The sequence below is a fragment of the Neisseria sp. P0021.S006 genome (genome assembly GCF_051956895.1).
The window spans coordinates 1-690 of record NZ_JBQCWZ010000740.1; the positions used below are offsets into that span (position 1 = coordinate 1).

Consider the following 690-nt stretch of genomic DNA (forward strand, 5'->3'; position numbering starts at 1 on the left):
ACTCCATACGGTTTGCACGGCCAACCAAAGTAACTTCTTTTTCAAAATCCACACGTTTGCGCAGATTGGCCGGAATCAAAACGCGTCCGGCGCTGTCCCACTCCAAAATCTCCGCATTGTGCAGCAGCAAATTCTGATACCGTTGCAAAGATTCATTGCCGGCTACTTTCAACTTCAGAATCTGCTCGGCTTTTTCTTCCCAAACGGGCTCGGGGTACATCAATAATTTTTTTCGGGAATCCAGTGTGACCACAATTGCAGGCGTATAACGGCGCAGCAAAATATCGCGGAATTTAGCAGGAATCGCCAACCGCCCTTTACTGTCCATACTCAATTCATGAGCACCGCCAAACACATCACACCCCAAATTCGATTAAAATAAAACAGAGTGGGATTAAAAATCCCACCTTCCTAAAATCTTTCGTTTTCACTTCCACGGAACACTTTTTAGGAAAAGTAACCACTTTCACCCACTATGCCCCACTAACCGACACTATAAGAAATTTTGGCAATCAGGTCAAATCCGTTTCTTATCTGAAATAAAACACTAAACGATTTAAATTCAACATCTTATATATGTAATGATGCATGACATATGGGTTTATTAAGTGTCTCGTTTAGCATTAAATACTATATGTAGTATTATTTATAGTATAAAAATACTACATATAGTATTTTTATACTCAATTA

Annotated in this window: 1 protein-coding gene; it reads right to left on the bottom strand. The window is 39.4% G+C overall.

Annotated features, from left to right (window positions below; all coding sequences use genetic code 11):
* A partial coding sequence (locus ACTHUM_RS16820; RefSeq protein ID WP_440403530.1) for a division/cell wall cluster transcriptional repressor MraZ occupies window positions 1-355 on the bottom strand: 355 nt, incomplete at its 3' end.
* Between the last annotated feature and the right edge of the window lie 335 nt (window positions 356-690).